The organism is Streptomyces sp. NPDC047079 (assembly GCF_040643755.1).
Lineage (GTDB): Bacteria > Actinomycetota > Actinomycetes > Streptomycetales > Streptomycetaceae > Streptomyces.
The window spans coordinates 229,928-255,601 of the sequence record NZ_JBEYUZ010000006.1 but is presented as its reverse complement, the minus strand read 5'-3'; the positions used below and the strand labels follow the sequence as shown (position 1 = coordinate 255,601).

Annotated in this window: 21 protein-coding genes; 2 read left to right on the top strand and 19 right to left on the bottom strand. The window is 70.9% G+C overall.

Going from position 1 to position 25,674, the window contains the following annotated elements:
- Positions 1-16 precede the first annotated feature (16 nt).
- Positions 17-586, bottom strand: a complete 570-nt coding sequence (locus ABZ823_RS12025) for a dienelactone hydrolase family protein (protein WP_361657433.1) — start codon at positions 584-586, stop codon at positions 17-19.
- Positions 587-690: 104 nt separating this feature from the next.
- Here ABZ823_RS12025 and ABZ823_RS12020 point away from each other — a divergent pair, with 104 nt between their 5' ends.
- The gene (locus tag ABZ823_RS12020; RefSeq protein ID WP_361657430.1) at positions 691-1,866 is read left to right on the top strand and encodes a mechanosensitive ion channel domain-containing protein; all 1,176 of its coding nucleotides are present in this window, start codon (positions 691-693) and stop codon (positions 1,864-1,866) included.
- A 12-nt stretch (positions 1,867-1,878) separates the two neighbouring features.
- On the opposite strand, the gene ABZ823_RS12015 is transcribed toward ABZ823_RS12020, so the two are convergent.
- The 6 genes from ABZ823_RS12015 to ABZ823_RS11990 form a co-directional block, all read right to left on the bottom strand.
- Positions 1,879-2,619, bottom strand: coding sequence for an SDR family oxidoreductase (locus ABZ823_RS12015; RefSeq protein ID WP_361657427.1), 741 nt, complete (start codon positions 2,617-2,619; stop codon positions 1,879-1,881).
- A 145-nt stretch (positions 2,620-2,764) separates the two neighbouring features.
- A complete protein-coding gene (locus ABZ823_RS12010; protein WP_361657544.1) occupies positions 2,765-4,351 on the bottom strand; it encodes a Na+/H+ antiporter in 1,587 nt (528 codons plus the stop codon).
- 84 nt (positions 4,352-4,435) lie between these two features.
- Positions 4,436-4,903, bottom strand: coding sequence for a GNAT family N-acetyltransferase (locus ABZ823_RS12005; protein WP_361657424.1), 468 nt, complete (start codon positions 4,901-4,903; stop codon positions 4,436-4,438).
- Positions 4,900-5,844, bottom strand: a complete 945-nt coding sequence (locus ABZ823_RS12000) for an RluA family pseudouridine synthase (RefSeq protein ID WP_361657421.1) — start codon at positions 5,842-5,844, stop codon at positions 4,900-4,902. Before ABZ823_RS12000 ends, ABZ823_RS12005 begins: the two co-directional genes overlap by 4 nt.
- Positions 5,845-5,922: 78 nt before the next feature.
- Positions 5,923-6,600, bottom strand: coding sequence for a signal peptidase II (gene lspA, locus ABZ823_RS11995; protein ID WP_361657418.1), 678 nt, complete (start codon positions 6,598-6,600; stop codon positions 5,923-5,925).
- Between the two features lie 80 nt (positions 6,601-6,680).
- Entirely contained in the window at positions 6,681-8,378 is a 1,698-nt protein-coding gene (locus ABZ823_RS11990) for a histone H1-like repetitive region-containing protein (protein ID WP_361657415.1), read from the bottom strand.
- A 1,221-nt stretch (positions 8,379-9,599) separates the two neighbouring features.
- On the opposite strand from ABZ823_RS11990, the gene ileS reads away from it, so the two are divergent.
- A complete protein-coding gene (gene ileS / locus ABZ823_RS11985; RefSeq protein ID WP_361657412.1) occupies positions 9,600-12,740 on the top strand; it encodes an isoleucine--tRNA ligase in 3,141 nt (1,046 codons plus the stop codon).
- A gap of 204 nt (positions 12,741-12,944) precedes the next feature.
- Here the strand turns inward: ileS and ABZ823_RS11980 are convergent, their stop codons facing one another.
- From ABZ823_RS11980 to murF, 12 genes are all read right to left on the bottom strand, one after another.
- Positions 12,945-14,135: a DivIVA domain-containing protein gene (locus tag ABZ823_RS11980; RefSeq protein ID WP_361657409.1), complete on the bottom strand. Its 1,191-nt coding sequence runs from the start codon at positions 14,133-14,135 to the stop codon at positions 12,945-12,947.
- Positions 14,136-14,187: 52 nt separating this feature from the next.
- The gene (locus tag ABZ823_RS11975) at positions 14,188-14,478 is read right to left on the bottom strand and encodes a YggT family protein (RefSeq protein WP_361657406.1); all 291 of its coding nucleotides are present in this window, start codon (positions 14,476-14,478) and stop codon (positions 14,188-14,190) included.
- A gap of 49 nt (positions 14,479-14,527) precedes the next feature.
- The gene (gene sepF, locus ABZ823_RS11970; protein ID WP_361657403.1) at positions 14,528-15,169 is read right to left on the bottom strand and encodes a cell division protein SepF; all 642 of its coding nucleotides are present in this window, start codon (positions 15,167-15,169) and stop codon (positions 14,528-14,530) included.
- A gap of 129 nt (positions 15,170-15,298) precedes the next feature.
- Positions 15,299-16,018 (bottom strand): YggS family pyridoxal phosphate-dependent enzyme, encoded by a 720-nt coding sequence (locus tag ABZ823_RS11965; RefSeq protein ID WP_361657400.1) that lies wholly within the window; start codon positions 16,016-16,018, stop codon positions 15,299-15,301.
- 6 nt (positions 16,019-16,024) lie between these two features.
- The gene (pgeF, locus tag ABZ823_RS11960) at positions 16,025-16,753 is read right to left on the bottom strand and encodes a peptidoglycan editing factor PgeF (RefSeq protein ID WP_361657398.1); all 729 of its coding nucleotides are present in this window, start codon (positions 16,751-16,753) and stop codon (positions 16,025-16,027) included.
- A complete protein-coding gene (gene ftsZ, locus ABZ823_RS11955; protein ID WP_361657396.1) occupies positions 16,750-17,943 on the bottom strand; it encodes a cell division protein FtsZ in 1,194 nt (397 codons plus the stop codon). The genes pgeF and ftsZ overlap by 4 nt, the downstream gene beginning before the upstream one ends.
- Before the next feature lie 279 nt (positions 17,944-18,222).
- On the bottom strand, positions 18,223-19,008 hold the full coding sequence (locus tag ABZ823_RS11950; RefSeq protein WP_361657393.1) for an FtsQ-type POTRA domain-containing protein: 786 nt from the start codon (positions 19,006-19,008) through the stop codon (positions 18,223-18,225).
- 182 nt (positions 19,009-19,190) lie between these two features.
- Positions 19,191-20,288: an undecaprenyldiphospho-muramoylpentapeptide beta-N-acetylglucosaminyltransferase gene (murG, locus tag ABZ823_RS11945; RefSeq protein WP_361657390.1), complete on the bottom strand. Its 1,098-nt coding sequence runs from the start codon at positions 20,286-20,288 to the stop codon at positions 19,191-19,193.
- A 6-nt stretch (positions 20,289-20,294) separates the two neighbouring features.
- A complete protein-coding gene (gene ftsW / locus ABZ823_RS11940) occupies positions 20,295-21,653 on the bottom strand; it encodes a putative lipid II flippase FtsW (RefSeq protein WP_361657387.1) in 1,359 nt (452 codons plus the stop codon).
- Positions 21,654-21,782: 129 nt separating this feature from the next.
- Positions 21,783-23,207 (bottom strand): UDP-N-acetylmuramoyl-L-alanine--D-glutamate ligase, encoded by a 1,425-nt coding sequence (gene murD, locus ABZ823_RS11935; RefSeq protein WP_361657384.1) that lies wholly within the window; start codon positions 23,205-23,207, stop codon positions 21,783-21,785.
- A complete protein-coding gene (gene mraY, locus ABZ823_RS11930) occupies positions 23,189-24,262 on the bottom strand; it encodes a phospho-N-acetylmuramoyl-pentapeptide-transferase (RefSeq protein WP_361657381.1) in 1,074 nt (357 codons plus the stop codon). The genes murD and mraY overlap by 19 nt, the downstream gene beginning before the upstream one ends.
- The gene (gene murF, locus ABZ823_RS11925; protein WP_361657378.1) at positions 24,259-25,674 is read right to left on the bottom strand and encodes a UDP-N-acetylmuramoyl-tripeptide--D-alanyl-D-alanine ligase; all 1,416 of its coding nucleotides are present in this window, start codon (positions 25,672-25,674) and stop codon (positions 24,259-24,261) included. Before murF ends, mraY begins: the two co-directional genes overlap by 4 nt.

Here is a 25,674-nt window from a genome sequence, read left to right as displayed (position 1 = left end):
GCCGGGAGCCGGACGGCTACAGGCTGTCGAGGAAGCCGAGCGCCACCCGCCAGGTGGCCTCGGCCGCCTCCTCGTCGTAGTCCGGCAGGTCCGGGTCGGTGTAGAGGTGACCGGCGCCCGCGTAACGATAGATCTCGACGTCCGCGCCCGCCCTCCCCATCTGGAGATACCAGGCGCTCAGCCAGTCGTCCGTCTCGAACGGGTCCGGCTCGGCGACATGCAGCTGCACCGGCAGCCCGTCCACCGAGGCGCTCGGCGCGATGTCCGACGTGCCGTGCAGCAGCAGGAGCCCGCGCGCGCTCTTGTCGCCGAGCGCCAGGGTCTGCGCGATGGAGGCGCCGAGGGAGAACCCCGCGTACACCACTCCTCGCTCCGAGTACGGCGCCGCGGCCAGGACCGCCCGCTTGAGCAGCTCTTCCTTGCCGATCTCGTCCTTGAAGGCCATGCCCTCCTCGACCGTCTCGAAGGTGCGGCCCTCGAACAGGTCCGGGGTCCACACCTCATGCCCGGCGGCACGCAGCCGGTCGGCGGCGGCCCTGACCGCGGGCCGCGGTCCGTATGTCGAGTGGAAGAGCATGATGTTCATGAGCCCATGGTGCCAGTCGGCACGGACAACGCTGTGAACAGTGGTTTCCCAGGGAGATCCGGGACACAGGTTCAGGACGCCGTCAGCCGGTTACGTTCGAAGGCATGGAGAACGTACTGCGCCCGGTGATCGTCGTCGGTGGCTCGGTCGTGCTCACCGTGCTCGTCGGGTGGGCCACGGACCGCCTGCTGCGCAAGGCGAACGCCGGGCACCCCGAGACGCCCCTGTGGGGACTGCTCCGCCGCGGCAGCATCCCCTACCAGCTCGTCCTGTGCGCGGCGCTGCTGAGAGGGTCCTACGACCAGGCGGAGCTCCTGGAGGCGCATCAGGTCGCCGTCGGGCGCACCCTGACGCTCGTCCTCATCGGATCCGCCGCCTGGCTGGTGATCCGTATCGCGGGCGCGGTCGTCGAGACGTCCTACTCGCGCTACGCCCGCGCCCACCGCGACCCGGCCCGGGTCCGGCGTGTGCGCACCCAGGTCTCGCTGATCATGCGGGTGGTGTCGGCGGTCGTCGGGGTGGTGGCGGCCAGCGCAATGCTGCTGACGTTCCCGGCGATGCGGACGGCCGGCACCTCGCTGCTGGCCTCGGCCGGCATCCTCGGCATCGTCGCAGGTGTCGCCGCGCAGTCCACGCTCTCCAACATCTTCGCCGGCTTGCAGATAGCGTTCGGCGACATGGTCCGGATCGGCGACACGGTCGTGGTGAACGGCGAGTGGGGCACCGTCGAGGAGATCACCCTGACGTTCCTGACGGTACGGACGTGGGACGAGCGCCGGATCACCATGCCGGTGTCGTACTTCACCTCGCAGCCGTTCGAGAACTGGTCGCGCGGCGGCTCCCAGATGACCGGCATCGTCTACTTCCACCTCGACCACTCCGCGCCCGTGGAGGCGATGCGCGACAAGCTCCGCGACTTTCTGCGCGAGTGCCCCGCCTGGGACGGCCGTGCCTTCGGCCTCCAGGTCACCGACACCACACCCAACACCATGCAGGTGCGGGCGCTGGTGACCGCGAAGGACGCGGACGACATCTGGACACTGCGGGTCACCGTCCGCGAGCGGATGATCCGCTGGCTGAGCGAGGCGCACCCTTACGCGCTGCCGCGGGTCAACACGGCGAACGCCGTGCCCCCGCCGAGCAGGAACGGCCACGCGTGGGCCGACGGTGCGGCCCGCGGCGGCCACGCGTCGCCGGAGGACTCGGTTCCCGCGACGCACGAGTCGCCCGAGGGCCGGATGCGCAAGGCCTACGAGTCGTCGCGGACGGGCCGGGGCTGAGTCCCGGGCCCGTCAGTGCCCCCGTTCGGCGCCGCCGTTGACCTGGATCACCTGGGCGGTGATGTGCCGGGCGCCGGGGGACGCCAGCCAGTGCAGGGTCTGGGCGACGTCACCGGGGGTACCGGGGCGGCCGGTCGACGTCTCGGCGATGAGCCGGTCGCGCCGCCCCGGTTCCATCGTGCACCCGAAGAATTCGGTGTCCTCGACATAGCCGGGCGCGACCACGTTGACCGTGATGCCGCGGGGTCCCAGCTGCCGGGCCAGATCGAAGGCGTAAGGGTGCAGCGCGGCCTTGGACGCGGCGTACGCCCCGCTGCCCGAGCCCCGGTAGGCGGCGATGGAGCTGAGGAACAGCACGCGCCCGCCGGGGGAGGCGAGCCGGTCCCGCAGCGCCTCCGTGAGCAGGGCCGCGGTGAGCACGTTCACCCGGAAGTTGACGGTCCAGGCGTGTGCGACCGCTCCGAGCGGGTCGTCGGCGTCGGCCACGGGCTCCAGGTTCCCGGCGCCGCCCGCGCTGTTGACGAGCACATCCACGGTGCCGAGCTCGTCCGCCACACAACGGGAGACCCCGCGCACGGCGTCCGGGTCGCTGAGGTCGGCCGCGTAGGTGAGTGCCCCGGGCACTTCCGCCTTCTCCAGTACGTCCGCCCGCCTGCCGAGGAGCAGCACCCGGTCGCCGTCCGCCGCGAAGGCCCGCGCCGCCGCGAGGCCGATTCCCGTACCGCCACCGCTGACCACCACATTGCGCGCCATGGTCCGATCCTACAAAGGCGGGGTGCCGAGGGGCGGTTGCTCTTCCGCCGAGCGTCCGGGCGGGTCGCCCCGGCCTGGTCTCCGGCGGGGCGCCACGCCCGGCCTGCGGCGGGTCCCACGGCCGGCCCCGGCGGGTGCGGCGTTGTCAGCGCAGACTGCGCACGTCGAGGTGGCGCAGCACCCGGTCGACGATCTCGGGGTCCGCCCCCGGTTCGCTGCGGGCGGCGAGCACCTCGTGGCGCGCCGCGCTCAGCATCTCCCCCTGGATCCTGCGCAGCCGCTTGAGGCGCCGGGCACGCTGCTCGTGCGCCTCGCGCCGCTCCTCGTCGCCCAGGTCCGGGCTGATGCGCGCACCGATGTCGAAGGCCCGTCGCAGCAGCTGCTCGGACAGCTCCTCCGGCAGGTCCTCCACCTCCTCGATCTCCCTCAGCCTCCGCTTCGCCGCCTTCGCCGCGCGTGCGGCCAGCTTCCGTTCGAACTCCTTCTCGCTCACCGTGTCGGCGCGCACGCCCAGCCGTCTCACCAGCCACGGGAGCGTCAGCCCCTGGAGCACCAGGGTCGCCATGATCACCCCGAAGGCGATGAAGACGATCTCGTCACGATCGGGGAAGGGCGATCCGTCGTCCATGGTCAGGGGGACGGCCAGGGCCAGCGCCACCGAGGCCACGCCCCGCATCCCCGACCACCACATCACGACGGTCTCCCGCCACGACATGGGGATCTCCTCGTCGTAGTCCCGCAGAGCGTGCAGACGCTTGGTCAGCCAGGTCGCGGGCAGCAGCCACAGGAGCCGTACGAGCACCACGACCGCCGCGATCGCGGCGGCCCAGCCGAGCATCTGGCCCCACCGCCCGGACGCGGTCCTGATCGCGTGGTGCAGCTCGAGCCCGATGAGCCCGAACGCGACTCCGGTGACCAGGGTGTCCACCACGTCCCAGAACGTGTGTCCGGCCAGGCGCATCAGCACGTCGTCGGGATCGCTGGCGTACTCCGCCAGGAACAGCGCGGTGACCAGCACGGCCAGCACGCCGGAGCCGTGCAGTTCCTCGGCCAGCACGTAGGAGGCGTACGGCACCAGCAGCGTCAGGCCCACCTGGAGGGTGGCGTCCTCCAGCAGGCCGATCAGTTTGTTGGCGACCCAGCCGAGGGCGAGCCCGACGAGCAGCGCCACCACCGCGGAGAGCGCCAGTTCGAGCAGGGCCCGCGGCAACGAGAAGGTCCCGGTGACGGCGGCCGCGATCGCGACGTGGTACAGCACGATCGCCGTGACGTCGTTGAACAGGCCTTCGCCCTCCAGGATCGACACCAGGCGGCGGGGCAGTCCGAGCTGCCCCGCCACGGCGGTCGCCGCGACCGGGTCGGGCGGTGCGACCACCGCGCCCAGCGCGACCGCGGCCGCGATCGGCAGACCCGGCACCACTGCGTGCGCGACGACGGCCACGCACACGGTGGTGACGAACACCAGGGCCACGGCCAGCAGGAAGATCGGCCGTTTGTTCGCCGCGAACTGCCGCCACGAGGTCCGGCGCACCGCCGCGTACAGCAGCGGCGGCAGCAACGCGGGCAGGATCAGCTGCGGCGGGATATTCACGTTGGGGACGAACCCGGGCACGGCGAGCGCGATCCCGAGCAACGTCATCAGCACCGGGGCGGGCAGCCCCAGCCGGTCGCCGACCGGGACGCTCACCACGGCCCCGAGCAACAGCAGGAGCAACAGGGCCAACTGGTCCACGGACAGCGCTCCCGAAGGTTGGAGGTTCACACAGCGGAGTCCAGCCTGCCATGTAATTCCTCCCGGCCTCCGCGGCGCCCCAGGTCACACGGGTCGTCGCATCGCCCGGTGCGGGATCCCGGCATCGGGGAACTCCGGGCCGTACGCCGCGTAGCCGAGCCGTTCGTAGAAGCCCAGGGCGTGGGTCTGCGCATGCAGGTCCACCGCGGTCAGCCCCCGCGCGCGGGCGGCGTCCTCGATCGCCCGCACGAGCGCCGCGCCGACGCCGACGCCGCGTGCCTCCCGCGTCACCGCGAGCCGCCCGAGGGAGCCCACGGACGGGTCGCCGCCCGTCTTCGCCGCGGCCGCTTCCCCGTGCAGCAGCCGGCCCGTGCCGAGCGGCACCCCGTCCCGCCGTATCGCGAGCACGTGGAGGGCGCCGGCGTCGTAGGCGTCGTACTCGATGTCCTCGGGGACGCCCTGCTCGCGCACGAAGACCTCCTTGCGGACCGCGAAGCACGCCTCGCGGTCTGCGGGGTCCTCGGCGAGGCGCACCACGAACGCGGCGCTCAAGCCCAGCTCTCCTCACGCACCTTGTCCAGCGCCTTCTGGAGGTCGGCGGGGTAGGCACTCTCGAACTCCACCCACCGTCCGTCCGCCGGGTGCTCGAAACCGAGGCGCACCGCGTGCAGCCACTGCCGGGTCAGGCCGAGCCGCTTGGCGAGCGTCGGGTCCGCTCCGTAGGTCAGATCGCCGACGCACGGGTGGCGGTGGGCGGCCATGTGGACGCGGATCTGGTGGGTGCGGCCGGTCTCCAGCTTGACGTCGAGCAGGGAGGCCGAGCGGAATGCCTCGATCAGGTCGTAGTGCGTGACGGAGGGCTTGCCGTCGGCGGTGACGGCCCATTTGTAGTCGTGGTTCGGGTGGCGGCCGATGGGCGCGTCGATGGTGCCGCTGGTCGGGTCGGGGTGGCCCTGGACGAGCGTGTGGTAGCGCTTGTCGACCGTGCGCTCCTTGAACTGGCGCTTGAGCGAGGTGTACGCGTGCTCCGACTTCGCCACCACCATCAGGCCGGACGTGCCGACGTCGAGGCGGTGCACGATGCCCTGGCGCTCGGCGGCACCGGAGGTGGAGATGCGGTACCCGGCGGCGGCCAGACCGCCGATCACGGTGGGGCCCGACCAGCCGGGCGACGGGTGCGCGGCCACGCCGATCGGCTTGACGACGACCACCACGTCCTCGTCGTCGTACACGATCTCCATGCCCTCGACCGGCTCGGCGACGACCTGCACCGGCGCGGGCGCCTGCGGCATCTCCACCTCGAGCCAGGCGCCGCCGCGCACCCGCTCCGATTTGCCGACCACGGTGCCGTCGACCTGCACCTTGCCCGCCGCGGCCAGCTCCGCGGCCTTCGTACGGGAGAAGCCGAACATGCGGGAGATGGCGGCGTCGACGCGCTCGCCCTCCAGGCCGTCGGGCACGGGCAGGGTACGGATCTCGGGAAGCGTGCTCACCCGTCGAGTATGCCGGACAGGTCGGACAGCGCCGTACGAGAGTCCCGGGCGGGGACTTCCGCGGGAGGGCCCGGGTGGTCAGTCCTTGTGGACCGTGCCGTCCGGGTCCAGGCCGCGGAAGGACAGCAGCACGATCAGGATGCCGCCGCAGACGATCGCCGAGTCGGCCAGGTTGAACACGGCGAAGCCCTTGGGTGCGATGAAGTCCACCACCGCGCCCTTGAAGACGCCCGGCGAGCGGAAGAGCCGGTCGGTGAGGTTGCCGAGGGCGCCGCCGAGCAGCAGCCCGAGCGCGATGGCCCAGGGCAGGCTGTAGAGCTTGCGGGCGAGACGGGCGATCACCACGATCACCGCTGCGGCGATCACCGTGAAGAGCACGGTGAAGGCCTGGCCGAAGCCGAAGGCGGCGCCCGCGTTGCGGATCGCCTCCAGTCGCAGCCAGTCCCCGATGATCCGGATCGGCGCGTGGTGCTCCAGCTTCGCGACCACGATCAGCTTGCTGCCCAGGTCGAGGACGTAGGCGATGGCGGCGACCGCGAACAGGACCGCCATCCGGCGCCCGCCCCGCGCGGCCTCGGCGGCGCCGGCCCCCGGCGTCCGCGCCCTGGCGCCCTCGGCCGGGGCTCCTTCGGGCGCGCCCGCGGAGTCCGGGGCGGGGCGTTCGCCGGACAGCGCCCGTGCGCCGGAGTGGTCGGGCCCGGCCCCCACCGTTTGTGGGATATCCGGCGTACCGGTGATGCGCTCCGCCTCTGCCACGTGAGTCCCTCAACCTAGGTGCCTGACTGAGGACGAGACTACGGCACGAGCCCGCCCGACCCGGTGTCCAGGAGGTGCCATCAGCGGCGTTCCTGCTTCTGCTTGCACTCCACGCACAGGGTGGCGCGCGGAAACGCCTGCATTCGGGCCTTGCCGATGGGATTGCCGCAGTGCTCGCACAGTCCGTAGGTGCCGGCGTCGAGGCGGTGCAGGGCGCGCTCGGTCTGTTCGAGCATCTCACGCGCGTTGGCGGCGAGCGCCATCTCGTGCTCGCGCGTGATGTTCTTGGTGCCGGTGTCGGCCTGGTCGTCGCCCGCGCCGTCCCCGGAGTCCCGCATCAGACCGACCAGCGCCTGCTCGGACGCGTCGATCTCGCCGCGCAGACGCGTCGCTTCGCTTTCCAGCTCCGCGCGTGCCTCGGCAACCTCCTCGGGGGTCCACGGAGCCTCGCCGGGGCGCACCGCCAGTTCACCGGGCTCCGCCGCGGCGATCCGTGCCTTGGGGACCGCCGAGGGGGTCGTCGCCGCCGTGGCCGTGCCAGGAGTCTTCTTCGCAACCACCGTCGTGGCTCCCGTCTGCTCCGCGGCCTCGCCGGCGCCCGCCTTCTTGGCCGTGCTCCTCTTGGCCGCACTCTGTGTGGGGGTGCTCTTCGCGGCGCTGCCCTTCACGGCGGCGCTCTTGCCGGCGGCGGCCCCGGCCGGGGCCGTCTTCCCTGCGGCGGCCGTCTTGGCTGCCGCCCGCTCGGTGGCGGCGCCGGTCGCCGCCCTCTCGGCTGCGGTCTTCTTCGCCGCTTTCCGGGTGACCGTGCCGGTCGCCGTCGCCTTCTTGCCGGTGGTGGCCTTCTTCGCCGCCGGTCGCTCGGGACCGCCCTTCTCCCTGGCCGCCCCGACGGGAACACTGTCGGCCCGGCTGACGGGTGCGTTCGCCGCCCGGGTCGGCGCGACCGCTTCCTCGACCGCCTTCTTCGAGGCCGCCGCCTTCCCGGACACGGCCTTCACGGACGACGCCTTCTTGGACACCGCCTTCGTGGACACCGCCTTCTCCGAGGCCACCTTGTTCGAGGCCGCTTCCTTGGACGCCGCCCGCCCGGACGCCGCCGCCTTCCGGGAGGCCGCCGACTTCCCGGCGGACGTCCTCTTCGCTGGGGCAGTGTTCTTCACAGGGGCCGCCTTCTTCGGATGGGCCGTCTTCTTCGCAGGGGCCGTCTTCCCGGTGACCGCCTTCCGGGCGGCCGCCTTCGAGGGAGACGCTTTCTCGGGCACGGCTTTCTCGGCACGCGTCTTCCCGGTGGCCGTCCTCCCGGCCGCCGGTCCCTTGACCGCCTTCCGCCCAGTCGTCTGCTGGGCGGGCACCCCGGACGCGACCGTCTTCCCGGCCGCCTCCTCGTCGGCCACGGCCCCCTTGGCAACCGCCTTCCTGACGGCCGCCTTCTTCCCGGCCACCTTCTTGGCAGCCGTCTTCTCGCCGACCGCCTTCCCGGCGACCGTCCCCGTGGCGCCGGTCTTCCTGCCGAGCGCCTTCCCGGCCGCCTCTTCGTCGGCCACGGCCCCCTTGGCAACCGCCTTCCTGACGGCCGCCTTCTTCCCGGCCGCCCCCTTGGCAGCCGTCTTCTCGCCGACCGCCTTCCCGGCGACCGCCTTCCCCGCGACCGCCTTCCCGGCCGCCGCCTTCCCCCCGACCGCCTTCCCGGACGCCGCCTTCCCGGACGCCTCCCCGGAAGCCGCTCTGTCGGCGCCCGTCCTGGCCCCGGCCGGCCTCGTGGCGGCGGTCCTGCCCACCGCTGTCTCCCCGGGAGGGACCGGAGCCCCGGCCGCCCCCGAAGAGCCCGCCTTCCGTGCCGCCGCCCTCGCCGAAGCGGTCTTCTCGTCACCGGCCGCGCTCGCGGCAGCCGTCCCCCCGGTGGACTTCCTCGTGGAGGCCGTCCTTCGGGCGGCCGTCGTGGCGCCCGGCTTCGTGGTGCCCGTCCTCATGGCTCCGGTCTTTCCGGCGGCGGCCTTTGCGGTGCGAGCCTTCGCCGTGGCCGGCCGCCCGGCGGTCCCCGCCGCCGGAGCCCTGGCCGCCCTCGTCGAAGCCTTCTCCGCGATGCCCGCCCCCTCAGTGCGAGCCGTTATCCCGACGGCCGGCTCCTCGGTCGCCGGCCTTGCCTCGGCCGTCCCGTTCCCGGTGATCCCGGGGACCGGGGCCTCGCCCGTGCGCCTGGCCCCGGCGGCAGCCGCACGCAGCGTCTTCACCGGCCTGCCCGTACGCCGCCCCGACGTGCTGTGGGTGTTCCGGCTGCCGTTCACATCCCTGGCCGCAACACCGCCGGAGGCAGCCGCAGCCGTGGATCTGTCGGACGCCGACTGCTGTACGGCGATCTTCTTCGCCACCATGGCCGCGGCCCCTTCACATATTGTGATCTTGCGCGCGCAATCGTGCTGGGACGATAAATCGACTTCTGACCCGCGGCAACGGGGCACGCCAGCGATTCGCCCGCCACCCGCGTGCCACGCGACGAGCCTGCATCCGTTGTGCCCAGCTCTCCGCCCGGTAATCCGCCGACACCGACGGCCCGGAATGCCCGCATCCGCACTTCGCCATTCGGGTCATCCGGCACCCTGCGGCGGCCGCGGCCGGCGGAGGAGGAAAACCGGACGGCCGCCGTGCGTGCGGCGCCGTACACTGGGCGAAGCGAGAAGCGTGGATGGGGACGAGTAGCGGCGTACGCAGCCCAGAGCGACCCGGGGACGGTGGGAGCCCGGGGGTGAGCGCGTCGTGAAGATCACCCCGGAGCCGCCGGAAGAAAGCCTTGGCCTGTGGGCGCCGCCCACAGGCCGCCCAGGGCCAGTAGAACCGGCATCGCGACCCCAATGAGGGGGTTCACCGGAGCGTACGGCGCACCGGGGAGCCAAGGAGGGTGGTACCGCGGGAGCGCGCCGCACACGGCGTAGGGAGAATTCACCGAATTCCCTGCTCTCGTCCCTCCGACGGAAGGCAGCACGTCCGCCGGAGGAAGATCCATGACGCAGTACCGCCAGGTGCCCGCCCAGGTCGACCTGCCCGCACTCGAGCACGCCGTGCTCGACTTCTGGCGCGAGCAGAAGATCTTTGCCAAGAGCCTGGAACAGTCCGAGGGCCGCCCCGAATGGGTGTTCTACGAGGGCCCGCCCACGGCGAACGGCATGCCGGGTGCCCACCACATCGAGGCCCGCGTCTTCAAGGACGTCTTCCCGCGCTTCCGCACCATGCGCGGGTACCACGTGGGCCGCAAGGCCGGCTGGGACTGCCACGGCCTCCCGGTGGAGCTGGCGGTCGAGAAGGAGCTCGGCTTCAACGGCAAGCAGGACATCGAGGCGTACGGCATCGCCGAGTTCAACGCCAAGTGCCGTGAGTCGGTGACCCGCCACACGGACGCCTTCGCCGAGCTGACGACCCGCATGGGCTACTGGGTCGACCTGGACGACGCCTACCGGACGATGGACCCCGAGTACGTGGAGTCCGTGTGGTGGTCCCTGAAGGAGATCTTCAACAAGGGGCTGCTGGTCCAGGACCACCGCGTCGCCCCCTGGTGCCCCCGCTGCGGCACCGGCCTGTCGGACCACGAGCTGGCGCAGGGCTACGAGACGGTCGTCGACCCCTCGGTCTATGTCCGTTTCCCGCTCACCTCCGGTCCGCTGGCCGGCCAGGCCGCCCTCCTGGTGTGGACGACGACCCCGTGGACGCTGGTCTCCAACACCGCGGTCGCCGCGCACCCCGAGGTCACCTATGTCGTGGCGACGAACGGCGAGGAGAAGCTCGTCGTCGCCGAGCCGCTCGTCGGCAAGGCGCTCGGCGAGGGCTGGGAGACCACGGGGCAGACCTTCACCGGCGCCGAGATGGAGCGCTGGACGTATCGACGTCCCTTCGAGCTGGTGGAGTTCCCGCAGACCCCGGGCGGCACCCACTATGTGGTCAACGCGGAGTACGTCACCACCGAGGACGGTACGGGTCTGGTCCACCAGTCCCCCGCCTTCGGTGAGGACGACCTGAAGGTCGGCCGCGCGTACGGCCTGCCGGTGGTCAACCCCGTCCGCCCCGACGGCACCTTCGAGGAGGACGTCCCGCTGGTGGGCGGCGTCTTCTTCAAGAAGGCGGACGAAAAGCTCACCGAGGACCTCCAGCAGCGCGGTCTGCTCTTCAAGCACGTCCCGTACGAGCACAGCTACCCGCACTGCTGGCGCTGCCACACCGCGCTGCTGTACTACGCGCAGCCGTCCTGGTACATCCGCACCACGGCCGTCAAGGACCGTCTCCTCCGGGAGAACGAGAAGACCAACTGGTACCCGGACACGGTCAAGCACGGCCGGTACGGCGACTGGCTGAACAACAACATCGACTGGGCGCTGTCCCGCAACCGCTACTGGGGCACCCCGCTGCCGATCTGGCGCTGCGAGGACGACCACCTCACCTGCGTCGGCTCCCGCGCGGAACTGACCGAGCTGACGGGCACCGACCAGTCCGGCCTCGACCCGCACCGCCCGTTCATCGACGACGTCACCTTCGGCTGCCCGCAGTGCGGGAAGACCGCCACGCGTGTGCCGGAGGTCATCGACGCCTGGTACGACTCGGGCTCGATGCCGTTCGCGCAGTGGGGCTACCCGTACAAGAACAAGGAACTGTTCGAGAGCCGCTACCCGGCGCAGTTCATCTCCGAGGCCATCGACCAGACCCGCGGCTGGTTCTACACGCTGATGGCGGTCGGCACGCTGGTCTTCGACAAGTCGTCGTACGAGAACGTGGTGTGCCTCGGCCACATCCTCGCCGAGGACGGCCGCAAAATGTCCAAGCACCTGGGCAACATCCTCCAGCCGATCCCGCTCATGGACCAGCACGGCGCGGACGCGGTCCGCTGGTTCATGGCCGCGGGCGGCTCCCCGTGGGCGGCCCGTCGCGTCGGCCACGGCACGATCCAGGAGGTCGTCCGCAAGACGCTGCTGACCTACTGGAACACGGTCGCGTTCCAGGCGCTGTACGCCCGCACGTCGGGCTGGGCGCCCGGTGACGCCGACCCGGCCCCGGCCGACCGCCCGGTCCTGGACCGCTGGCTGCTGTCCGAGTTGCACGCGCTGACCGACCAGGTGACCGACGCTCTGGAGGGGTACGACACCCAGCGCGCCGGCAAGCTGCTGTCGGCGTTCGTCGACGACCTGTCGAACTGGTACGTCCGCCGCTCCCGCCGCCGCTTCTGGCAGGGCGACAAGGCCGCGCTGCGCACCCTGCACGAGGTCCTCGAGACGGTCACGAAGCTGATGGCCCCGATCACCCCGTTCATCACCGAGCGGGTCTGGCAGGACCTGGTCGTGCCGGTGACCCCGGGCGCCCCGGAGTCGGTGCACCTGGCCGGCTGGCCCGAGGCGGACCTGTCCGTGATCGACCCGGAGCTGTCGAGGCAGATGGTGCTGGTGCGCCGGCTCGTCGAGCTGGGCCGGGCCACACGCGCGGAGTCCGGCGTCAAGACGCGTCAGCCGCTGTCCCGCGCGCTGGTGGCGGCGGCCGGCTTCGAGACGCTGGACCGGGAGCTGCACACGCAGATCACCGAGGAGCTGAACGTCGAGGGCCTCGCGTCGCTGAGCGAGGTCGGCGGCAGCCTGGTCGACACGACGGCGAAGGCGAACTTCCGCGCGCTCGGCAAGCGTTTCGGCAAGCGCGTCCAGGACGTGGCCAAGGCGATCGCGAACGCCGACGCGGCGGCGCTGTCCCTGGCGCTGCGCGAGGGCACCGCGACGGTGGAGGTCGACGGCGAGACGGTCACCCTCGCCCCCGACGAGGTGATCATCACGGAGACCCCGCGTGAGGGCTGGTCGGTGGCGTCCGACTCCGGCGCGACGGTCGCCCTCGATCTGGAGATCACCGAGGAACTGCGGCAGGCGGGCCTCGCCCGTGACGCGATCCGGCTGATCCAGGAAGCCCGCAAGAACAGCGGCCTGGACGTCGCCGACCGCATCGCGCTCCGCTGGACCTCGACGGACCCGGCGGTGATCGCGGCGCTGACCGAACACTCGGATCTGATCGCCGACGAGGTCCTCGCCACGGAGTTCGTCCAGGGCGAGGCGGACGACAGCTACGGGGAGCCGTTCACCGACGCCTCCCTGAGCCTCACGTTCCGCCTGCGCAAGGCGTAGCGGCACATCCGAAGGCCCGGGCCCGCCGGAAATTCTCGACGGGCCCGGGCCTTCGGCGTTGCGTACGCACGCACAACCGCTCCCCCAGCCGAACATCCGGGGCAAAAGCCCCGAACGCGCGTAGCACAAGGGCGGGGCCCCGGATCACTCGATCCGGGGCCCCGCCCTGAGGTGCTGCCGACACCTACGGCTGACTCGTGAACGTCAGTTGTCGTCCTCGTCGATGAGGAAACCACGCATCGGCGAGGGAGCCTGGCCCATCGGCGACGGGCCCTGCGGACGCACCGGTGCCATCGGCTGGGTCATCGCCGGGGACATCTGCTGCTGACCGCCGTAGGACGGACCGGACGGAGCCGGGGGACCACCCATCGTCTGGTTGCCGCCGTACGACGGGGCACTCGCGCCCGCAGGAGCCATCGACGGCGCCGACGGCGACGGCAGGGAGGCCGCGGCCGGGGTCCGCGGCGGGGCCAGCGAGTCGTCGGCCTGGGTCTCCAACTGACGCAGCTGCGACTCCAGGTAGGACTTCAGACGGGTGCGGTACTCGCGCTCGAAGCCGCGCAGGTCCTCGACCTTGCGCTCCAGCGTGGCGCGGGCGGACTCCAGGGAGCCCATCGCGACACGGTGCTTCTCCTGCGCGTCCCGCTCCAGGGCATCGGCCTTGGCACGGGCGTCGCGCTCCAGACCCTCGGCACGGCTGCGAGCCTCACCGACGATCTTGTTGGCCTCGGAGCGGGCCTCGGCGATCGCCTGGTCGGCGGTCTGCTGGGCCAGCGAGAGGACGCGCGCGGCGCTGTCGCCGCCGGGGCCCTGACCGGGCATGCCCGGACCGCCCATGGGGCCGCCCATCGGACCGCCCATGGGGCCACCCATCTGCTGCTGCATCGGGGGCTGTCCCCCCATCGGCCCCTGCCCCATCGGACCCTGGCCCATCGGGCCGGGCCCCTGGGGACCACCCTGACCGCCGCCGGGGCCGGCAGGCAGCTGCGGGGCGCCGCTCGGCAGCTGGGGCGGGCCACCCATGGGGCCGCCCATCTGCTGCTGCGGCGGACCCGATATCCCGGCGGGTACGGGACCACCAGGACCGCGCATGCCCTGCTGAGGCATACCCTGCTGCATTCCCTGCTGCATTCCCTGCTGAGGCATCCCCTGCTGAGGCATCCCCTGCTGCTGGTCCTGCTGCTCCGGAGGCTTCCGCATGTTCTGCTGGTTCTGCGCGGCGGCACGCGTCGCGGCGGCCAGCTTGGCGCGCAGGTCCTCGTTCTCCCGGAGCAGGCGGGTCAGTTCGGCTTCGACCTCGTCGAGGAAGGCATCGACCTCGTCCTCGTCATAGCCTTCTCGGAGGCGGACGGTCGTGAACTGCTTGTTCCGCACGTCCTCGGGGGTCAACGGCATCTCTTCACCTCAACGTAGTCATCGGCAGTCGGCAAGACCGTATCGTCCACAGTCACCTCGCGAGGTTGCCCACGATGGAGATCAGGATGTAGACGATGATCATCAGTACGAAGAAGGACAGGTCGAGCGCCACGCCTCCGAGACGCAGCGGCGGGATGAACCGCCGCAGAAGCTTCAACGGTGGATCAGTGACAGTGTAGGTGGCCTCAAGAACGACCACCATCGCCTTGCCGGGTTGCCATGAGCGGGCGAACTGGAAGACGTAGTCCATGACCAACCGGAAAATCAGCACGATGAGGAAGCACATCAGCGCGATGTGGACAACCTCCAGGAACACGCCCATGATCCGTGCTTCCCTCTCCCCTGTTCCGTGCCTTTTCCGGTGGTGCGTCTCAGCTCTGGTTGAAGAACCCGCCCTCTGCGATGCGGGCCTTGTCCTCCGCCGTGACATCGACGTTAGCAGGCGACAACAGGAACACCTTCTGCGTCACCCGCTCGATGCTGCCGTGAAGACCAAACACCAAACCGGCCGCAAAGTCGACAAGTCGCTTCGCATCCGTGTCGTCCATCTCAGTCAGATTCATGATCACCGGCGTACCCTCACGGAAGTGTTCCCCGATGGTACGGGCCTCGTTGTAGGTCCGGGGGTGAAGCGTGGTGATCCGGTACGGCTCTCGTTCGGACACGACCTTGGGCATGATCACCGGTGCGTTCTTCTCCAGGCTCTGGCGTTCTTGTGTGATGGATGCCACGGGGGCAATCCGGGCAGGACGCCCGGATTCCGCGGGTAGCGAAGGGGAATGGGACACCGGATCGCGCTGCGCCGGCGGCTGAACCACTCGTACCGATTCGTCCCGTTGGGACTGAAGTGCCTGGTGCGACTGGTGAGACGGCTCGTGCCGCCTGCGGTCCCGCTCCGGTTCCGGGTCGAGCTCGGGCTCGAAGTCGTCGTCGGGATCGAATCCCCGGCCGTCGTACCCATCGTCCTCCACGAGGCCGAGGTAGACCGCCATCTTGCGCATCGCGCCGGCCATGCTCTGAGTCCTCCGCTCTGTGGTGGATCGGCTGACGACTGCCAAGTGCCCGCGATCCACGAGGTCGTTTCGCCCGCCTATCAGCGGTAATGACCATATTTTCTGCTGTGGTCCGACTTCTTGGCGACGTTACCCGAGCCCGGGGCGGACTCCGAGTACCGCAGTGCCGACGCGCACATGTGTCGCCCCGGCCGCCACGGCCTGTTCGAGGTCCGCACTCATTCCTGCCGAGACCATGGTTGCAGCCGGATGAGCCCGGCGCAGGTCGGTCGACAAATCCATCAACCGCTCGAACGCAGCCTGTTGACGCCCCGCGTACTCCCCGGTCAGCGGTGCGACCGTCATCAGTCCGTCCAGCCGCAGTCCCGGGGCGTCCGCGACGAGGTCGCCCAACTCTTCGATTCCCTCGGGTGCCACGCCTCCCCGCTCCCCCCGTCCGCCCTCGCCCGCGTCCAGCGCGACCTGGAGGAGACAGCCGATCTCGCGCCCGGTCCGCACGGCCTCCTTCGACAGCGCCGTGACAAGCCGGGAACGATCGACGGACTGCACCAGATCCGCATAACCGACCACGGATCGCACCTTGTTGGTCTGCAACTGGCCGACAAAGTGCCAGGTAAGCGGCAGATCCGAGCACGCCGCGGCTTTGGGTGCCGCGTCCTGGTCGCGGTTCTCCGCGACGTCACGCACGCCGAGTTCCGACAGAATCCGCACATCACTCGCGGGGTAGGTCTTGGTGACCACGATCAGGGTCACCTCCTCCCGCTTGCGCCCCGCGGCCCGGCAGGCGGCCGCGATGCGCTCCTCGACCTGTGCGAGTTTCGCGGAGATTTGTTGCTTACGGTCCGTCATGCCCCATCAGTCCAGCCAGACATAGCCGGCGAGCCGTCCCGTGGTCCGGTCCCGGCGGTACGAGAAGTGGTCGCCCGACTCGAGCGTGCACACCGGCGACTGCGCCCGGTCGCGCACCCCGAGCCGTTCGAGCTGCGCGTGCACGCCGGCGGTCACATCGACCGCGGGAGTGCCCCAGCTCGTCTCGGCGTGCGCCGCCGGCTCGGCGGCGGACACCTCGGCGCGCATCACGTCCGGCACCTCGTAGCACCGGCCGCAGACCGCGGGTCCCGTGCGGGCGACGATCCGGGACGGCTCGGCGCCCAGTTCCATCATCGCGCGGACGGCCGCGGAGACCACCCCGGCGACCATGCCCGGCCGGCCCGCGTGGGCGGCGGCGGCGACCCCGGCGACAGGGTCGGCGAGCAGGACGGGCGTGCAGTCGGCGGTGAGTACGGCGAGAGCGAGGCCGCGACGGGCGGTGACGACCGCGTCGACCTCGGGCACCGGCCTTCCGCCCCATGGCTCGTCGACCACGGCCACGTCCCTGCCGTGCACCTGGTTCATCCAGACCACCCGGGCGGGGTCGAGCCCCAGCGACTTCGCGGCCAGCTCCCGGTTGGTCCGGACGGCCTCGGGGTCGTCGCCGACCGCGCCACCCAGATTGAGCTCCTCGTACGGAGCGGCGCTCACCCCGCCCCACCGGTCGGTGAAGGCGAAGTGCGCGCCGCTCGCGGTGTCGCGCTGTCCTATCACTTGAGGAAGTCCGGTACGTCCAGCTCCTCGGCCGCGCTGTCCGAGTAGGTCCGCGACGGCGGGATCGGCGGCGGGGAGACCGGGAGCTCGCTCACCGGCTCCGGGGCGGGCTCGGGTGCCTCCTTCGGCGTGACGCTGCCGAGCGAGCCGAAGGACGGACGGCTCTCGGCGGGACGCGCCGGCGCGGGCTCCTCACGCCGCGCCGCGGAGGAGCCGAGGACGTTGTCCCGCTTGGCCGGGGGCTGGCCGCCGTCGAATCCGGCGGCGATCACGGTGACCCGCACCTCGTCGCCGAGGGCGTCGTCGATCACGGCGCCGAAGATGATGTTGGCCTCGGGGTGCGCGGCCTCGCTCACCAGCTGGGCGGCCTCGTTGATCTCGAAGAGGCCGAGGTCGGAGCCGCCGGAGATGGACAGCAGCACTCCGCGGGCGCCGTCGATGGAGGCCTCGAGCAGCGGCGAGGAGATGGCCATCTCGGCCGCGGCCACCGCTCGGTCGTCGCCGCGGGCCGAGCCGATGCCCATGAGGGCCGAACCGGCCTCGGACATCACGGACTTGACGTCGGCGAAGTCGAGGTTGATCAGACCGGGCGTGGTGATGAGGTCGGTGATGCCCTGCACACCGGAGAGCAGGACCTGGTCCGCCGACTTGAAGGCGTCGAGGACGGAGACCTGGCGGTCCGAGATGGACAGCAGCCGGTCGTTCGGGATGACGATGAGGGTGTCGACCTCTTCGCGCAGCTCGGCGATGCCGTCTTCGGCCTGGTTGGCACGGCGGCGCCCCTCGAAGGTGAACGGGCGCGTGACCACACCGATGGTCAGGGCGCCCAGTGAGCGCGCGATGTTGGCCACGACGGGCGCGCCGCCGGTGCCGGTGCCGCCGCCTTCACCGGCCGTCACGAAGACCATGTCGGCCCCCTTGAGGACCTCCTCGATCTCCTCGCGGTGGTCCTCGGCGGCCTTGCGGCCGACGGCCGGGTTGGCGCCCGCGCCGAGTCCGCGGGTGAGTTCACGGCCGACGTCGAGCTTGACGTCGGCGTCGCTCATCAACAGAGCTTGCGCGTCGGTGTTGATGGCGATGAACTCGACGCCCTTGAGACCGACCTCGATCATCCGGTTGATGGCATTGACACCACCGCCGCCGACACCGATGACCTTGATGACTGCGAGGTAGTTCTGCGGTGCTGCCACGTCGAAGGCCTCTCGCCTCGAATTACGTTGCCGTCGTCCACGGGTGCCCCGCGGTCCGACGGCAGATGCCGAATTGGGACGGTCCGAACGCCGACCCGAACCCTCACCCTGAAGTTTAGGGTTACCAGTGTGCCTGTTCCTTGGACTCTTCCGAACAGGACACTAAGTCGACAAGTGGCGCACGTTCAACGAACACGCCGAACCTCCCGTTTTTCTTTTCACCCTATGTGATCAGCCGTAGCAGTGCCCAACCAGGGTGCTGGCCTGCGCTGATGTGCGTCAACTCCCCGATGACGCAGGGGCGGTGGGCACGCTGACGTCGAAGTGACGGGCGTGCGGGGCGGCTTTCATCAGCGCGGTCAGGGTCACCGCTTTCGCACGGCCTTTTTCTCCGCTGCCCCACAGCACGGTCCGGCCGTCGCCCAGCTCCAGCGAGATGGAGTCGTAGGTACGGACCTTGACGGTCCGGGTGTCATGGGCGACGGCGGCCGGGACGTCCTGGGCCACGCGGACCGCCTCGCGCACCAGTCGGCCGGTGCCGAAGCGACGGGGGCCGGCCGACGGGGGCGGCGCCAGTTCCAGCGCGGGGACGCCCTTCGGGGCCTGTGCCACCGTGGCGAACCGCACGCCTTCCCGATCCACTTCCTCGAACTTCGCGCCGTTTGCGATGAGGAGGACCGGCGTACGTTCGGTCACTCTCAGCCCCACCCCATGGGGCCAGGAACGCCCGGCGTCCACCGTGTCGATGCGGGGCAGCTTCCGGCGCAGACGTGCCTCGATCGCATCGGTGTCGAGGGAGATCAGGGGCGTGCCGAGCGGTACGTCGGCCGCCTCGCGCACCTGCGCCGGGGTCAGCACCCGGGTCCCGGAGACGGAGACCCGATGCACACGCAGCCACGAGGAGCCGTACAGCAGCCAGATGGAGCCGCCGCCCCCCAACACCACGACAATCAAAAGGATGATGAGCATACGAAGGCTGAGCAGCCGTCGGAGGCGGGGCGGCAGCGGCGGGCCGGACTCCGGTTGCTGCCGCCCTGCGCGCTCGGCGGTCGTCGGTCCGGCCACGCGCCCTCCTTTTCCTGGCTCGGTTCCGCCCCCGGCCTTCGGCCGGGGGCACCCCCTCCGTGGCACTCAAGCCTCTGTCGTCGGCCGACCGTGCCGGGTCACTCGTACCTCGGTCCTCCGCGCGGTCTCCCGTACGACAGAGGCACGCCCCTTCCGCTCACTTGCCGCACAGCTACGGCATGTCAGCCGACGGCCCGTGCCGAGGCGATCGCCTCGTACACCATGCCGACGAGCAGGTCGTCGGCGTCCCGGCGGCCGAACTCGCTGGCGGCGCGGGACATCTGGTACAGCCGGTGCGGATCGGCGAGCACGGGCAGGACATTCTGCTGGACCCACTCCGGCGTCAGTTCGGCGTCGTCGACCAGCAGCCCGCCACCGGCCTTGACCACCGGCTGGGCGTTCAGCCGCTGTTCGCCGTTGCCGATCGGCAGCGGGACATACGCGGCCGGGAGCCCGACGGCGGACAGCTCGGCGACGGTCATCGCGCCCGCGCGGCAGAGCATCATGTCGGCCGCGGCGTACGCGAGGTCCATCCTGTCCACGTACGGCACCGGGACGTAGGGGGGCATCCCCGGCATCTGGTGCACCTGCGGCAGTTCGTTCTTCGGGCCGACCGCGTGCAGGATCTGGATGCCGGACTGCTGGAGGTACGGGGCGACCTGCTGGACCACCTCGTTGAGCCGGCGGGCGCCCTGTGAACCGCCGGAGACCAGCAGCGTCGGCAGGTTCGGGTCGAGTCCGAACGCGGCGCGGGCCTCCGGGCGCACGGCGGCCCGGTCCAGCGTGGCGATGGAGCGGCGCAGCGGGATGCCGATGTAGCGGGCGCCGCGCAGCTTGCTGTCCGGTGTGGAGACGGCGACCTGGGCCGCGTACCGTGAGCCGATCTTGTTGGCCAGGCCGGGCCGCGCGTTGGCCTCGTGGATCACGATCGGCACACCGAGGCGCTTGGCGGCCAGGTAGCCGGGCAGCGCCACATAGCCGCCGAAGCCGACGACGGCGTCCGCCTTGGTGCGCTCGAGGATCTGCTCGGCCGCCTTGATGGTGCCGCGCAGCCGCCCGGGAACGGTGATCAGCTCGGGGGTCGGCTTGCGCGGCAGGGGGACCGCGGGGATCAGCGCGAGCTCATAGCCCCGCTCGGGTACGAGCCGGGTCTCCAGACCGCGCTCCGTGCCCAGGGCCGTGATCCCCACGGTCGGATCCTGCCTGCGCAGGGCGTCCGCGAGGGCGAGCGCGGGCTCGATGTGGCCGGCGGTCCCCCCACCGGCGAGTACGACATGCACCGAAATTCACCGCTCTCCGGACGAGCGCGCCGCCGAGGCACGCCGTCGCATCGTGTTCCATCTCCGAGGCCCCCGTTCGGACGCAGAGCCTCCCGCCCGCTTTCTACCAAAGCGAGGTTGCCGCATCGCAAGCGCCGCCCGCGCAGCGGGCTCGTCGCGCGCGAAGGCGATCAGCAGCCCGATGGCGAACATGGTCGGCAGCAGGGCGGATCCTCCGTAGGAGAACAGCGGGAGCGGGACGCCGGCGATCGGCAGCAGACCGAGCACCGCGCCGATGTTGATCACCGCCTGTGCGGTGATCCAGGTCGTCACGCCTCCCGCGGCATACCTCACGAAGGGGTCCTCCGTGCGTCCGGCCACGCGGATACCCGCATAGCCTAGAGCCGCGAAGAGGGCGAGCACCGACAGTGTCCCCGCGAGGCCCAGTTCCTCACCGGTGACGGCGAAGATGAAGTCGGTGTGCGCTTCGGGTAGTTGCCCCCATTTCTCCACGCTGGCACCCAGGCCGGAACCGAAGATTCCGCCCGACGCGAGCGCATAGATGCCGTGCACACCCTGCCAGCAGATGTCATTCGGTCCGGGGTCGGTGGCGCCGATGCAGGCGAGCCGGTTCAAGCGGTGGGGGCTGGTCTCGATGGCGATGCCGGCGAGCATCAGGGCGACGGTCAGCACCCCGGCGAACAGCCGCGTGGGCGCTCCGGCCAGCCACAGCAGCCCGAACAGGATCGCGGTCAGGATGATCGTCGTACCCATGTCCCCGCCCAGCATGATCAGCCCGAGCAGCATGAACGTCACGGGGACCAGCGGCACCAGCATGTGCTTCCACTGCGTGAGCAGCCGCTTCTCCTGCTTGCGGGCGATCAGGTCGGCTCCCCACAGCACGAGGGCGAGCTTGCCGAACTCACTGGGCTGGATCTGGAAGGAGCCGCCGAGCGAGATCCAGTTCTGGTTGCCGTTGACCGCCACCCCTATCCCCGGCACCTGCACCATGACCAGCAGGCAGACGGCTCCCGCCAGGATCGGATAGGCCAGCGCCCGGTGCAGCTTCACGGGCATCCGCGACGCGAGGAGCAGCAGCAGGGCACCGAGGGACGCCGCGAGGAACTGCTTGCGGAAGAAGTACGACCCGGGCAGCGACATCTGCAACGCGGTGATCTGCGAGGCCGAGTAGACCATCACCAGACCCAGCACGGTGATCAGCAGACTGCCGCCGAGGATCAGGTAGTAGGCGGTCAGCGGACGGTCCCAGGCGCGCCGCGCCCGCATGACGAGCCGGGCGACGGGACTCACGCGCGGGGGCGGGGCGGCAGAGGGCCGCTTGGGGGCGCGCTGGGCGGGCGGACGGCTCGTACGGCTACTCGGCATCGACGCTCACCTCCACGGGCTGGTGCGGCGCCGTCTTGGCGGCGGTGAGCCACCGGCGGCGCCGCGGCCACATCCGAGTCACGCGTCCCTCCAAGGGTCCCGGGGCACCCGCCGTGGCCGAGACCGCCGTCAGGCGCCCGCGTCGAGTTCGCGAACGGCCTCCGCGAACGCGTCCCCGCGCTGGTTGTAGTTGGCGAACATGTCCATGGAGGCACAGGCCGGTGCCAGCAACACCGTGTCACCCGCGCCGGCCAGCCGCCGCGCCTCCCGCACGGCCGCACGCATCGCCCCAGTGTCGGTCCGTTCGAGGTCGACGACGGGTACTTCCGGCGCGTGTCGCGCAAGGGCTTCACGGATCAGCGCACGGTCCGCTCCGATGAGCACCGCACCCCGGAGCCGTTTCGCCGCTCCCGCGACCAGCTCGTCGAAGGTGGCGCCCTTGGCGAGCCCGCCCGCGATCCAGACGATCGACTCGTACGCCGCCAACGAGGCTTGCGCGGCGTGCGTGTTGGTGGCCTTGGAGTCGTCGATGTAGGCGACCCCGTCCACGTCCGCCACGTGCGCGATGCGGTGCGCGTCCGGCGTGAAGGACCGCAGACCGTCCCGTACGGCCTGGGCGGGAACCCCGAAGGCGCGCGCGAGGGCCGCGGCGGCAAGGGCGTTGGCCACGTTGTGCGGGGCCGGCGGGTTCACGTCCGAGACCTCGGCGAGTTCCTGCGCGTTCTTGTGCCGGTGCTCGACGAAGGCGCGGTCGACCAGGATGCCGTCCACGACGCCGAGTTGGGAGGGCGCGGGCGTGCCCAGCGTGAAACCGATGGCCCGGCAGCCCTCCTCGACGTCCGCCTCGCGCACAAGATCCTCGGTCGCCTTGTCGGCGACGTTGTAGACGCAGGCGACCCGATTGCCCTCGTAGACACGGCCCTTGTCGGCGGCGTACGCCTCCATCGAGCCGTGCCAGTCGAGGTGGTCGGGCGCCAGGTTGAGCACCACCGCGGAGTGGGCGCGCAGCGACGGCGCCCAGTGGAGCTGGTAGCTCGACAACTCCACTGCCAGGACGTCGTACTGCTCCTCGCCGAGGACGACGTCCAGCAGCGAGACCCCGATGTTGCCGACGGCGGCCGTGCGCAGGCCCGCGGCCTTCAGGATCGAGGCGAGCATCTGCACGGTCGTGGTCTTGCCGTTGGTGCCCGTGACCGCGAGCCAGGGGGCCGCGTCGGGGCCCCTCAGCCGCCAGGCCAGCTCGACGTCGCCCCAGACGGGGACGCCTGCCCGCGCCGCCGCGGCGAACAGCGGCTTGTCCGGCTTCCAGCCGGGCGCGGTGACGATCAGCTGGGTGCCTTCGGGCAGGGTGGCGCCGTCGCCGAGGCGCACGGTGATGCCGAGCGCCCGGAGCTCCGCGGCCTGCGCCCGGGCCCGCTCGTCGTCGCCGTCGTTGACGACGGTCACGACCGCGCCGAGCCCGTGCAGCACCTTGGCCGCCGGGACGCCGGAGACGCCGAGCCCGGCGACGGTGACGTGCTTCCCCTGCCAGTCGGTCACTTTTCCGCTGCCCATCCCGCGTAGAAGATGCCAAGTCCCACGATCACGCAGATGCCCTGAATGATCCAGAAGCGGACCACGACAAGGACCTCGGACCACCCCTTGAGCTCGAAGTGGTGCTGGAGCGGGGCCATCCTGAAGACGCGCTTTCCGGTCAGCCGGAACGAGCCGACCTGGATGACCACCGACATGGTGATCAGGACGAAGAGACCGCCGAGGAGCGCGAGCAGCAGTTCGGTGCGGGAGCAGATCGCGAGACCGGCGAGCGCACCGCCCAGGGCCAGCGAACCCGTGTCACCCATGAAGATCTTGGCGGGCGACGTGTTCCACCACAGGAAGCCGAGGCAGGCACCCATCAGCGCGGAGGACACGACCGCCAGGTCGAGCGGGTCCCGCACCTCGTAGCAGGCGGCCGGGTTGGTCAGGGTCTGCGCGTTGGCGCAGGACTCCTGGAACTGCCAGACGCCGATGAACGTGTACGCGCCGAAGACGAGCACGGAGGCACCCGTGGCGAGGCCGTCGAGGCCGTCGGTGAGGTTCACGCCGTTCGACATGGCGAGGATCATGAAGATCGCCCAGACCACGAAGAGCACCGGGCCGATGGTCCAGCCGAAGTCCTGGACGAACGAGAGCTTGGTGGAGGCCGGGGTGTTGCCGCGGCTGTCGGCGAACTGAAGGGCGAGCACAGCGAAGGCGATGCCCACGATCAGCTGGCCGGCCATCTTCGCCTTGGCCCGCAGACCCAGCGACCGCCGCTTGACGATCTTGATGTAGTCGTCCAGGAAGCCGACCAGACCCATGCCTGCCATCAGGCCGAGCACCAGCACTCCGGAGAAGGTCGGCGGCTTGCCGGTGATCACCTTGGACAGGAAGTACGCGGCGATCGTCGCCAGGATGAAGGCGATACCGCCCATGGTCGGCGTACCGCGCTTGCTGTGGTGCTCGCGCGGGCCGTCGTCACGGATGTACTGGCCGTAGCCCTTGCGGGCCAGCAGCTTGATCAGCAGCGGGGTGCCGATCAGAGTGAAAAAGAGACCAATGACTCCTGCGAACAGGATCTGCTTCATCATCGGGCGGCAACCTCACCCTCGGCACCGGTCTCGAGCAGCGCCTGCGCCACGCTCTCGAGCCCGACCGACCGGGACGCCTTCACGAGTACGACGTCTCCCGGGCGCAACTCGCTGCGCAACAGGTCGACCGCCGCCTGTGCGTCGGACACGTGCACCGACTCCTCACCCCACGAACCCTCGTTATATGCGCCCAGTTGCAGCCAGGACGCTTCCCTGTCCCCGACCGCGACGAGCTTGCTGACGTTGAGCCGGACGGCGAGCCGTCCGACCGCGTCGTGCTCGGCGAGCGCCTCGTCCCCGAGCTCGGCCATCTTGCCGAGCACCGCCCAGGTCCGCCGCCCCTTGCCCATGGCTGCCAGGGCGCGCAGGGCGGCCCGCATGGACTCGGGGTTCGCGTTGTAGGCGTCGTTGACGATCGTCACGCCGTCCGGGCGCTCGGTGACCTCCATACGCCAGCGGGAGAGGGAGCCCGCCTCGGAGAGCGCGGTGGCGATCTCTTCCGCGGACATGCCCAGCTCATGGGCGACGGCGGCCGCGGCGAGCGCGTTCGACACGTGGTGCTCACCGTACAGGCGCATGGTCACATCGCTGCACCCGGAGGGTGTGTGAAGGCTGAAGGCCGGCTGTCCACTGTCCGTGAGTCTCACGTTCTCGGCGCGTACGTCCGCTTCGTCGGACTCTCCGAAAAGGACGATCTTCGCCGTCGTACGGGACGCCATGGCGCGTACGAGCGGATCGTCGGCGTTGAGGACCGCGACGCCGCCCTCGTCCTTGGAGGGCAGGCTCTCGACCAGTTCTCCCTTCGCCTGTGCGATCTGCTCACGGCCGCCGAACTCCCCGATGTGGGCGGTGCCCACGTTGAGCACCAGCCCAATCCTCGGCGGGGTCAGGCCGGTGAGGTAGCGGATGTGGCCGATGCCGCGGGCGCCCATCTCCAGGACGAGGAACCTGGTCTCCGCGGTGGCGCTGAGGGCGGTCAGCGGCAGCCCGATCTCGTTGTTGAGCGAGCCGGGCGTCCACACGGTCGGCGCCTTGTGCTGGAGCACCTGGGCGATGAGGTCCTTGGTGCTGGTCTTGCCCGCGGAGCCGGTGAGCGCCACGAGGGTGGCCCCCAGGCGCTGTACGACATGGCGGGCGAGGGCGCCGAGGGCCGTCTGGACGTCGTCCACGACGATCGCCGGCACGCCGACGGAGCGGGACGCCAGCACGGCGACGGCGCCGTCCCCGACGACCGCGTGCGCGAAGTCGTGGCCGTCCACGCGTTCGCCGACGAAGGCGACGAAGAGGCAGCCGGGCTCCACCTCTCGGGAGTCCCGGACCACGGGCCCGGTGACCTGGACGGACGGATCCGGTATGTCATGCTTCTGCCCGCCGACGACTTCTGCGATCTCGGCGAGGGAGAGGGCGATCAC